The organism is Bacillus sp. CH_48 (assembly GCF_038008465.1).
GTDB classification, from domain to species: Bacteria; Bacillota; Bacilli; order Bacillales; family Bacillaceae_G; genus Bacillus_A; species Bacillus_A thuringiensis_S.
This window is the reverse complement of record NZ_JBBOZF010000003.1, coordinates 1-10225: the sequence shown is the minus strand read 5'-3', so window position 1 is coordinate 10225 and position 10225 is coordinate 1. Positions and strand designations below refer to the sequence as shown.

The window sequence follows — 10225 nt, the reverse complement described above, 5'->3', positions numbered from 1 at the left end:
ATTTTGCCCTGCTTGAATCTTGCAGGACGAAGGACGGCAAGATGATTCGTCAGATGCTCTTGATCTTCCCGGTTTAAAGCCGTTAAGGCGATAAACCGGGCTCCCCGGAGGGGAGCATATGTACTTGATTATATGTGATACCACATAGAATCAAGTACATTATACAATATATTAATTTAGATATGAGAGGTTTTGTAATAGGAATACATGGGGGAACAACTAGGGAAGGGTCGATCACTGAGTCTGTAACGTTTATGCCGCGAAAGTCACTTGACCATGAGGGGCACCCTCATGCAAACTCACCAGAGGTGGCCCCAGAAGGGCGGGTTTTGCCCGCTGGGGTTATCTTTGGGAGTTTGAGGGTGTAGAGGCTCATGGTCAAGTGAACCGTGGAATAAAAAGTGTAGGACGGAACCCCCAGAAAAGGGCAAAAACCAAAGTGGGATTATGTAAAATGATAAGCAAAGATCTGGATTTTTTGTGATGAATACTTATTTATGGTTAGTTCATATAACGTCTTATTATCGGTAGTAAGTTTTTTCATAGAATTCTTGTATAAACAAGGATTCTTCTTTTTTTTGTATGAAATTTTGTATAAATAAAAAAGATTTGGTTGTTATGAGTATTTAATTTTAAAATTGAGTTTGTAATAGTAATTATATAAATCTATTATGTAAAGGTTATGGAAATTAAGAATTTGAAACAAGTGGTACGTGAATTATTAGGAAAAAGGGTATATCATTGCTATAGCGAATATATTTTTTGAGGTGAAATGCTATGAAGACGCTATATAGTCCTAGTGATGTGGCAGAGCAATTAGGTATCCAATCTAGTACATTACGTAAGTATGCTGATGTTCTTGAAAAAGAGGGTTATACTTTTATTAAGAATGAACGTGGGCATAGGAAGTATAGAGAAAGTGATGTAATGGTGTTTCGTAGGGTTATAAATCTAAAGAACGACACAGACATGACATTAGAAAATGCTACAAAGCAAATAGTATCATGGCATCAAGGTGTTGAAGTATTGCCATTAGAACGACATGATGTTGAGCGCTATGAAGAACCTAATTTCAACGCTACACCGCTACAGACGATGATCCAAGAGCAAAAAGAGATCATAGAAAAGCAAAATGATTTACTTCAGGAATTAACTAAACGATTAATGGATCAAGATGAAAGATTTATACAAAGAGAATTGGAATTATTGAACGCTATACAATCGATACAGGATTCTCAGAAGTTTATAGCAATGAACTCTAGCGAAGAGATAGTGAAGAATCAAAGTCGTGATGAAATACTTTTAAAAACAATTAGAGAATTTCAAGAAGTTAAGAGAATGATCTCAGCAAGTAAAGATAAGAGATGGTATGAGTTTTGGAAATAGTATTTTTTTAAAATTTGTTGATTATATTTTTCTTATTTTATAAGTTTCAAAAAGGTTTTTGTGGTTTTTTGGGGAATTAGGTAAATATTTGTATTTGTTATGTAACTTTTTAAATAAGTTATTTTTGATAGACACAAATATTATAAAGGGGGATTCATATGTTTAAAAAAAGTGTTTTAAGTTTGTTAGTATTAGTTTCTTTTGTTATAGGAGGAAATTCTATACGCGCAGATGAATCTTATTATGTTAATAACGGGATATGCAAAGACATCGAAAAAAATGTAGAAGAAAATAAATATGTAAAAAGTTGTTTTAAAGTATTTCCTGTTTCTCCTCTTGGTCCATCATTAAAAATACCAAATGATTTTTTATATGATGATGGTATTTATAAAGGGATTTTATATTTGACTCACAAAGAATATTCAAAGCATTCTGTTGTATCTTATTATGAAGGTGTTTTAAATAAATATAAGTAAAGAATATATATTTAGTAAGAAATTATATATTCTTTATTATTTTTTAATAAAAAACCAATTCTTTTGATTGATAGGAATTGGTTTTTATTTATAAATTTTTGATTAGGGTTTTAGTTGTTTTATTTTTCAGTCTAATTGTAAAAAATTATTTACTTTTTGTATGAAATATATTACAATCCAATTAGTGGAAATTATACGATAGAAGAGAGGGAAGACATGCTTGAGAATAATATAGCGGTAGGAAGAGCTGAAAAAAAGTGGACACAACAGCAATTAGCAGATGAAGTAAATGTTAGTCGACAAACTATAGTAGCTTTAGAAAAAAATAAATATAACCCTTCTTTAGTATTGGCTTTTAAAATTGCTAATTCGTTGGAAAAAGATATAAATGATGTATTTCGTTATGAGGAGGATAAATAATGGGTAATATTGCTGTAACTTTAGTTTTGGTTTTAGTTGCATTAGTTTTTATAGCAGAGTTTTATAAAGGATCTTTTGAAAGGCAGATGGAGTCGAAAGATGAGAGAGGTCAAATACTTATTTTTAAGGTGAAGTCTTTATCTTATAAGATTTTATCTTTTGGTATTTTAATTGGAGTAGTAGTTGTAGCAATATTTAAGTTAATGGATAAGGAATATTTTATTTATTACGTAATGCTTGTATTTTTTATTCAAAGTATAGCTTCGTCTGTTTATTTAGCTGTTGTTCGAAAAGCATAAAAAAAAATAACACTTTATATTTGAAATAGGAATTATGTAAAGTGTTATTTTTATTTTGGTTTTATAGTTGTTGGTGAATTTCGGCTGTTGATTTTTTTCTTTTTTGTATAATCGTTAAAGCTTTGTTATATTTTTGTTTTAAATAAGTAAATATGGATTTATATTCTTTATCTGTTAAAAATAGAAGTTGATTAGATATCATAATAAATGAAAAGCTAAAGAGTCCCATTACTATAGCGATACCTAGATGCATACCAATTATGCCCATCATACCAATATATTTTGTTTTTTTATTAAATAATAAAAATGGAAAAGCTAATTGTACAATTACTGTTATATAAGATCCTGTAACTAACATTAGATCAGATGAATGTATTAAGTTCTTGAAGAAAGGATGAGAGAATTCATCAACTTGTAAAACGTAATATAAAGCTGTACCATTTTGCCATAATTCACCCATTGCTTTGTGAAGACCTGAAGTAAGATATAGTATACTTACTTGAACAAGACATGCGAGTATGGATAAGTTATGTAATAAATTTCTTAAAGAAATATTTTCAGTATTAGTAGTTGTAGATGGATTTATATTTTTTTTATTTTTTAAATAAGAGTCTAATGAAAAGTATTGAGTAGTATTAGCGAATAATAAATAGAATAGTAATATACGAGAAATATTATCTCCACCATCTAATATAATATTATTTTGAGTCATTAAAGACCAGATGAAAATGAAATTTAGGAATGATATTATTTTTCCTTTATAACCAAATAAAAAGAGTATTGCTATTAAAATTCCTAAATGATAGATAATATTGAAATATAAGTTAGATGTACTGAGACTATATAGAGAAAAATTGTTAAAAAAACGTTCTTCTGGACTTAGGTTTCCCATACTCATTAAGCCATTAGATCCCCATAAAAAGTAACGTTGTGAGTAATGAATTGTATAGTTATAAAGAATGATAAATCCAAATGCAATTCGGATTAGACTAGCTCCTATAAGCATATGTTTTTTTTGATTTAATAAAATCAACTTATTAATCATTGTTTTTCACTCCTTTGTACTAGAACATAGATATAACATTTTGTGGTTTTGCCCAATCAAGTTCAATATAACGTTTTTCATTATTAGGATTTTTTTCTTCTTTTTTCGAGAAAGGTATTGGGTTAGATTCTACAAGAAGAACTTTAAATTCTATAATATCTTTATTAGGATAGGCGCTTTTAAGATGTGCTTCAGCGTATCTGTTTAATAAATTATTTGATATTTTTTCAGCATTTTTACTTCTTTCATTTTCAACTAAATGTTTATATTCTTCTTTATCTAATTTCCCGTTGTTTATTTTTTTGATAACTTCTTGCATTGTATCATCGCTTTCTTGTCTTAAAGCAAATGCACCTCTAGGAATTCGTAATAAACGATTATATGGTGTAAATCTATTTTCTTGATTTTCCTTAATCATGTAGTCAACAATATCGATCCAACCAGTAGTCGTAGTATCATTATCTGATTTGATTTTGGCTTTTACAAAAAATTTACTATTTGTTGTTACTGGTGCAGGAGCAAATAGTCTCCAGTTTTGAGTGAAAATAGGATCCATATAGGCTGATAATTGTTTATTGTATTTAGCTTTTATAGGATTAGATGGAGTATTATAAATAAGGGTTATGGCAAAATGAAATATGAAAGCTGTACATAATAATCCAGCTATTAATTTTTTCCACATTATTATCACCTCACTAATTTTTTTAAGCTTTTATTGATTTCAAGATAAAAGTTTATGTTTTTTTATTTAAGGTATAAAATATTAATTATATATATGTAATAAATTTTATAGTTACATAGTTAAACGAGCCAATTCTTACTTTGTAGTAAGAAAGGCTCGTAATTATGTTTTGCATAGTAAACAAAAAATTAATAGTCAAAAGTTATAGTTATGTCTTCATAATCAAGACTATTAGTGCTATTGTTTCCAAAGGCAGCATTAGCAACTGCTTTACCAACTGCTTTTCCAACACTAAAGGCACCTGCTGCAGCTACAGCTCGTCCTGCTGCGGCGAAAAATTCTTGTGGTGGCTGAATATTTTCATTTGAGGATTCTACGGCAATAGTTTCCTCATTAATTGGAGCTGCTTTGGCTGTAGTAGAGTTAAAAGCTGCTCCACCTAATAGTAAATAAAGTGCTAATCCCGATCCAATAATTTTTTTTATTATTGTCTTCGACCCCCCTAAAGAATAAATCTACAGATCAAAAGATGATTTTACATCTTCGTATTCATAACTAGGAGCATCTGATGAACTACTTCCAGTTATTTCTCGTGCAGCTTTTTGATGTGCGAAATATCCCCCTACCCAAGCAGCTCCTTTTGCTGCAAGGCGATGTGCAACAGCCAAGAGTTCTTTTGGTGGTTCAATGTTTTGGTTTGCAGATTCTACAGTAATATTTTTTGCTTCATCGACTGGAGCTGCTTTGGCTGCAGTAGAGTTAAAAGCTGCTCCACCTAATAGTAAAGAAAGTGCTAATCCCGATCCAATAATTTTTTTTATTATTGTCTTCGACCCCCTAAAGAATAAATCTACAGATCAAAAGATGATTTTACATCTTCGTATTCATAACTAGGAGCATCTGATGAACTACTTCCGATTACTGCTCGTGCAGCTCTGTCACCTGCTAAATATCCCCCTACCCAAGCAGCTCCTTTTGCTGCAAGGCGACCTGCAACAGCTAAGAATTCTTTTGGTGGTTCAATGTTTTGGTTTGCAGATTCTACAGTAATATTTTTTGCTTCATCGATTGGTGCAGCTTTAGCTGCAGTAGAGTTAAAAGCTGCTCCACCTAATAGTAAAGAAAGTGCTAACCCTGATCCAATTAATTTATTCTTCATTTTAATACTCCTTTAGATTTACTTTTATAGGATTTATTGATCGAAAGATGATTTTACATCTTCGTATTCATAGCTAGGAGCATCTGATGAACTACTTCCAAATACAGCATTTGCAGCTTTTTCACCTGCAACCCATCCAACTCCCCAAGCAGCTCCTTTTGCTGCAGCTCGTCCTAACATTGCCGCGAATTCTTTTGGTGGTTCAATGTTTTGCTTTGATTCTACAGTAATATTTTTTGCTTCATCGATTGGTGCAGCTTTAGCTGCAGTAGAGTTAAAAGCTGCTCCACCTAATAGTAAAGATAATGCCAATCCTGATCCAATTAATTTGTTCTTCATTTTGAAAAACCTCCTAATATTTTCTTGTAAAAAATATGATACATCCAGATTATTACATTTTAAGGATGATAAGTACACATAAAATTCTAAATTTTTGAATTTTGTAAAAAAAGACAAATAATTGTCATATTTTTAAAAAAAATGTAACAATTCAGTATAACTATATAAAAAAATATCATAATTATATAACGATATAAAAATATATTAATTTTTAAATGTAAAAACATATGTTTGAAATTATTGTTTTCTTTTTCCGTTTTCTAGGTTTTTCTTTTTGGGTACACTCTATATTTCTTAAACCCTTTATATCAATAACTTTCTTTATTTTCTCTATCTCACTCTTATATATAGGGCTAGAAGTTCCGTAAGGAACGAGTTGTATTTTTGAGAAAACATTCAAAAGGTTATCAGCGTGTATGGAGCGATTGGGAAGACTTAGTTAGGGGGGATTTTTACATCTTCTCCAGCAGTTGCTTCTTGGGGATCTAATCGAATTGATTGTTTTGCACGAGGTCAAAATGATCATATGTGACATAAAGCATGGAGTGCTTAAATTTATAGAAAAGAAAGAAGTAGCTATTTTAATTAAATAATTGATGCCTTTTTTTTACTTTTAATAATAAAAGAGAAATTATCTATGAATATTATATTTATAGAGAGTTAATATAATGATCTATTATTGGCAGAAAAGAAAAAAAGCGAAATTCCATTTATATCAATGGATTTCGCTTTTTTTCTTTATCATGATTTTATACATTGTGGAAGTAGAAATTTTAAATTCTGGGTTGTTTATGTTAGGAAAGTGATTTGAATTTGGGTGTGTAGAGGCTCATGTTTGGGTGAACTGTTAGAATAAATAGATTAGGATGGACAATAGTAAGTAGAATATATATTTATTAGATTTTACTAATTTTAGTTTATACTGTTAAAAGTTTTTATATTAAATTTAGGTATATTGTTTAGACATAGAAAAAGCCTATCGAATATATAGGTAAATATAATGTGTAAATTTAAATAGAAAGAGGTTGGCTAGTTATGTATTATCAAAATACTTCTGAATATGATTATGTAGATGATTTTCGTCAACAACAATTTTAAAATTTAGTAGGTCAATTATTTACTATTCCTCAATCTGTTACATTAGCTAATGGGCAAACTCTTCAGTCAGGTACACGTGTTTTTATTCATAGAGTTACTTTTACTCCATCTGGTCAAGAAATGGTTACAATAGTGTTTCCTTTAGGGATTGGTGGTAATCCTGTAGTTGGATTAACACAGGTTTCAGGTTCCCAACTTTCAGGTGCAGCTGTTCAATTTTTTCAAATGTCACAGGGGCAAGGGCAAGGTTTTGGTGGGCATGGACATAGATATTGACAAAAAAAACAATTAGAATTTTTAAGTTTATTTTTTTGTTTAAATTATGTGTATGAATATTTAGGAGGGCAAATCTAAAATTATACTTATTAAATAATTTAAAAGTAAATTTTTCTATTGAAAATGTTATAGAATTTTTAATGTGATTATTTTATATATCTTTAGATAACATAATCACAAATAGAATAGACTTGCTCTCTATTTTTATTTATTTAATATTGTACATTGTTGCTAATAAAAATATAAAAGAGGTATTAAAAATGAATAATTTAGATAATCAATACCCAAACAATCCATTTCCATTTCAAATGGATAATCAATATCCTCCAATATCTAAAAATGATTGTTATAAACCAGATATATGTCAGTTAAAGCCTGGGTATTATAAATGGATTCCTCCGCATTGGGAATGTTGTGATTGTTATTTAGATAAAAAAATAAAATATTAGATTACATTTTTTCTCTCTCATCTCAAAAAGAGACATTTTATAAATTTATAAAATGTCTCTTTTTAAGATTTAGATTAAATAAAAAATGTATCTAGGATATTATCTTTTTCTTCTTTACTAATCCCAATATATTTAAGTGTAATTTGTGGTGTGCTGTGATTTAAGATTTCCTGCAACATAGCAACATCTTTTGTTTGTTTATAGAACCAATAGCCGAAGGTTTTTCGCATAGTATGGGTCCCAATAGATTCTATACTGGCAAAATCTCCGGCTTTTTGCAATTGTCGATAAGCCTGAATCTTACTAATTGGTCGTTCTCCTTTTCGAGAAGGGAATAACCAGATGCTTTTTAGTGTTTGGGCATAAGAGTATACTTCATCAAAAATAGAAGTAAGATTAATGATACGTTCTTTCTTCGTTTTTCCTTCCCTGATTTTAAATTCTTTTCGTTTTTTCCGTTTTAGTTTTATCATGGTTTGTGTTTCGAGTTGGAGTAGATCACTTACGCGTAGTCCGGTATGAATTCCAATAAGAAAGAGAATATAGTCTCTTTCGGAACAGTGACGTTTAAGGGCCCATTTCATATCTTCGATCTGTTCTTTGCTACGGATAGGTTGGACATCAATGAGATGTGGTTTTTTATTCATGGATTTTCGACCTCTTATTTTATAGTATTTTGAATGTATACTTTTGTTGTATAAATTGAAGATATCAGGGGATTTGGTCATAAGTCAATGTTTAAGGGGGAACGAATGTAAACTAATATTTAAAAGTTTACTTTCATAAGCAGAAAAAGAGTCCTATGTACAGGACTCTTTTTCTATTAGTTATAACAAAAAAAGCCAATCATGATATAATTGAATTGTCGAGAAACAACTATAATGAGAGGCTTTTTTATTCTTATAAATTTCTAATTACATAATAGCATAAAAAAAGTCTCCGTACTAGTTGTAAATACTAGGAACGAGGAGAAAAGTTATGACAAATACTATCAATTTAAAACAAGCTGAAAGGAATTCAAGATTGAGAGATATCGAGAATTCGAAGATATTGTCAGAAGAAGAGATGTACATAGCAAATGAACTTCAAGCAAAAGCTAATTTACATGGAATGAAGTTGGTACCTGAACGGAAAGTAAAAAATAAAGCTAAATTTGCTCAAATTATTCAAGAGAATTGGTTATATCTCATTCAAAATAATTATTTAAAAAACGAAGAAATTATGTTTTTAAATAAAATTATTGGGTTTATAGGTTTTCGTTCGAATTGTATTGTTCATGATATTAATGCAAAAGAACAATTACCCATGACTCAAACTGAAATTGCAGAAAAAATAGGATCTAGTAAAAATACAGTTAGTAGACTAGTAAAGCAATTAATTGAAAAAGGGCTAATTGGGCGTTTTGAATCCGGTAGGGATGGAATTAATGCTAGAATGTATGCATTGTATATAAATCCTAATGTAATTCTTTGTGGAGATCGTGACAATATTAATCAAACACTACAAACTATGTTTATAAGAAAACCTAAAGAATTAAAAAATTTACCTATAAAATTAGTGTAACCTGTATGAATTTCATACAGGTTTTTTTATAACTTTATAGTTATCGAATTCGATAACTAAAGTTATCGAATTCGATAACTATAAAAAATCCCAAATCCCTTGGTATTAAAGGCTTTTTTATAGTTACGTATGCTGTTCCCTTCTCACTCTCTATATAAAGAGCTAAAAGTTCCGCAAGGAACAGGTAGTATTTTTAAGCAAACCCGGCTTAAAAATCTCCACCTTTGCTAGAAAAAAGTCGCCTCGTCAATCCTCGGCTAAAGTCGAAGACTTTTCTTTTTTCTAACATCCTTGCCAAACTTTTTTTGGCTCGTTTGCTTTCATCGCCAAGCCGATAAACTCAAAAGTGGGATTTAGACATATCGGCTTGAGCTATTCATTATACGAGCCAAATCGCTTGGTCTAACGTTCTCCAATAGATTATTTATCTATTTTTAGATACGCAATACGTGGGGTCTCCCCACACCCCGGCCACCCTCTACCTCAAAAGTAGAGGGAATAGATTTGTTTTAAAAGCCTCAGAAGGTCTGTATTTCATTTTTTTGATGAAGGGCTATATAAAACTACTTTTTTATAAAAGAATTTAATCTAGAGGGGTTCTAGGGTCTTAAATGACGAATCTTAGGGAATCTTTTTTGTTTTTGCTTTTATACGATCTTGTATTTTTGGGAAGACATAGCGAAGCTTGCTGTCTTCGCTATGAATATGATTATGGATTTACTTGTTTAATTGAGAGAAGAATAACTTTTACAGATCATGTATGCGAAGTATACATGATCTGTTGAGACAAAGAGAGTTTGCCATGGGCGAATCCTCTTTGTCTTTTTCTAAGAAGCGAAAGCTGAATTAGAAAAAGAGGCATTCCTGATGCAGTGCTTCCAGGAATGCGAAATCCCGCAGGGCAAAATCCGCCTGAAGACCATTCACTCGGCTTGCCGAGCTTGTTTTTGATTCAAGCGCAGCGCGAATCAAAAATGAATGCGTCTGACCTTGGCATGGAAAAGCGTTAGCTTTTTCATGCCAAGGTAGGCGG

Annotated in this window: 14 protein-coding genes; 7 read left to right on the top strand and 7 right to left on the bottom strand. The window is 30.6% G+C overall.

The window, feature by feature from the left end; genetic code table 11:
- The first annotated feature begins 777 nt into the window (after nt 1-777).
- The 4 genes from N2V92_RS29925 (at nt 778) to N2V92_RS29910 (ending at nt 2581) form a co-directional block, all read left to right on the top strand.
- A complete protein-coding gene (locus tag N2V92_RS29925) occupies nt 778-1386 on the top strand; it encodes a DUF3967 domain-containing protein (protein ID WP_170265086.1) in 609 nt (202 codons plus the stop codon).
- A gap of 158 nt (nt 1387-1544) precedes the next feature.
- Entirely contained in the window at nt 1545-1862 is a 318-nt protein-coding gene (locus N2V92_RS29920; RefSeq protein ID WP_098283261.1) for a hypothetical protein, read from the top strand.
- A gap of 216 nt (nt 1863-2078) precedes the next feature.
- Nucleotides 2079-2282, top strand: coding sequence for a helix-turn-helix transcriptional regulator (locus N2V92_RS29915; RefSeq protein ID WP_070179076.1), 204 nt, complete (start codon nt 2079-2081; stop codon nt 2280-2282).
- Nucleotides 2282-2581, top strand: a complete 300-nt coding sequence (locus N2V92_RS29910; protein ID WP_025689547.1) for a hypothetical protein — start codon at nt 2282-2284, stop codon at nt 2579-2581. The genes N2V92_RS29915 and N2V92_RS29910 overlap by 1 nt, the downstream gene beginning before the upstream one ends.
- A 61-nt stretch (nt 2582-2642) precedes the next feature.
- Here the strand turns inward: N2V92_RS29910 and N2V92_RS29905 are convergent, their stop codons facing one another.
- From N2V92_RS29905 to N2V92_RS29885, 5 genes are all read right to left on the bottom strand, one after another.
- A complete protein-coding gene (locus N2V92_RS29905) occupies nt 2643-3626 on the bottom strand; it encodes an HTTM domain-containing protein (protein ID WP_170265083.1) in 984 nt (327 codons plus the stop codon).
- Nucleotides 3627-3645: 19 nt separating this feature from the next.
- Complete coding sequence (locus N2V92_RS29900; protein ID WP_070179075.1) at nt 3646-4308, bottom strand: DUF5819 family protein; 663 nt, start codon at nt 4306-4308, stop codon at nt 3646-3648.
- Between the two features lie 515 nt (nt 4309-4823).
- Nucleotides 4824-4976: a hypothetical protein gene (locus N2V92_RS29895; protein WP_157797784.1), complete on the bottom strand. Its 153-nt coding sequence runs from the start codon at nt 4974-4976 to the stop codon at nt 4824-4826.
- A gap of 182 nt (nt 4977-5158) precedes the next feature.
- A complete protein-coding gene (locus tag N2V92_RS29890) occupies nt 5159-5467 on the bottom strand; it encodes a hypothetical protein (RefSeq protein ID WP_170265081.1) in 309 nt (102 codons plus the stop codon).
- A gap of 33 nt (nt 5468-5500) precedes the next feature.
- The gene (locus tag N2V92_RS29885; protein ID WP_070179072.1) at nt 5501-5806 is read right to left on the bottom strand and encodes a hypothetical protein; all 306 of its coding nucleotides are present in this window, start codon (nt 5804-5806) and stop codon (nt 5501-5503) included.
- 1218 nt (nt 5807-7024) lie between these two features.
- Between N2V92_RS29885 and N2V92_RS29880 the strand changes: the two genes are divergently transcribed.
- Together N2V92_RS29880 and N2V92_RS29875 are read left to right on the top strand one after the other, a co-directional pair.
- On the top strand, nt 7025-7180 hold the full coding sequence (locus N2V92_RS29880; protein ID WP_249383817.1) for a hypothetical protein: 156 nt from the start codon (nt 7025-7027) through the stop codon (nt 7178-7180).
- A 260-nt stretch (nt 7181-7440) separates the two neighbouring features.
- Nucleotides 7441-7629: a hypothetical protein gene (locus tag N2V92_RS29875; RefSeq protein ID WP_170265079.1), complete on the top strand. Its 189-nt coding sequence runs from the start codon at nt 7441-7443 to the stop codon at nt 7627-7629.
- A gap of 74 nt (nt 7630-7703) precedes the next feature.
- Here N2V92_RS29875 and N2V92_RS29870 read toward each other — a convergent pair whose 3' ends face one another.
- Nucleotides 7704-8276 (bottom strand): tyrosine-type recombinase/integrase, encoded by a 573-nt coding sequence (locus N2V92_RS29870; protein ID WP_170265076.1) that lies wholly within the window; start codon nt 8274-8276, stop codon nt 7704-7706.
- A gap of 331 nt (nt 8277-8607) precedes the next feature.
- Between N2V92_RS29870 and N2V92_RS29865 the strand changes: the two genes are divergently transcribed.
- Nucleotides 8608-9192 carry a MarR family winged helix-turn-helix transcriptional regulator gene (locus N2V92_RS29865; protein ID WP_025690064.1) on the top strand — a complete coding sequence of 195 codons (585 nt, stop codon included), beginning with the start codon at nt 8608-8610 and terminating at the stop codon, nt 9190-9192.
- Between the two features lie 846 nt (nt 9193-10038).
- On the opposite strand, the gene N2V92_RS29860 is transcribed toward N2V92_RS29865, so the two are convergent.
- Nucleotides 10039-10225 (bottom strand): hypothetical protein (locus N2V92_RS29860; RefSeq protein ID WP_340864736.1); only part of this gene is annotated, 187 nt, incomplete at its 5' end.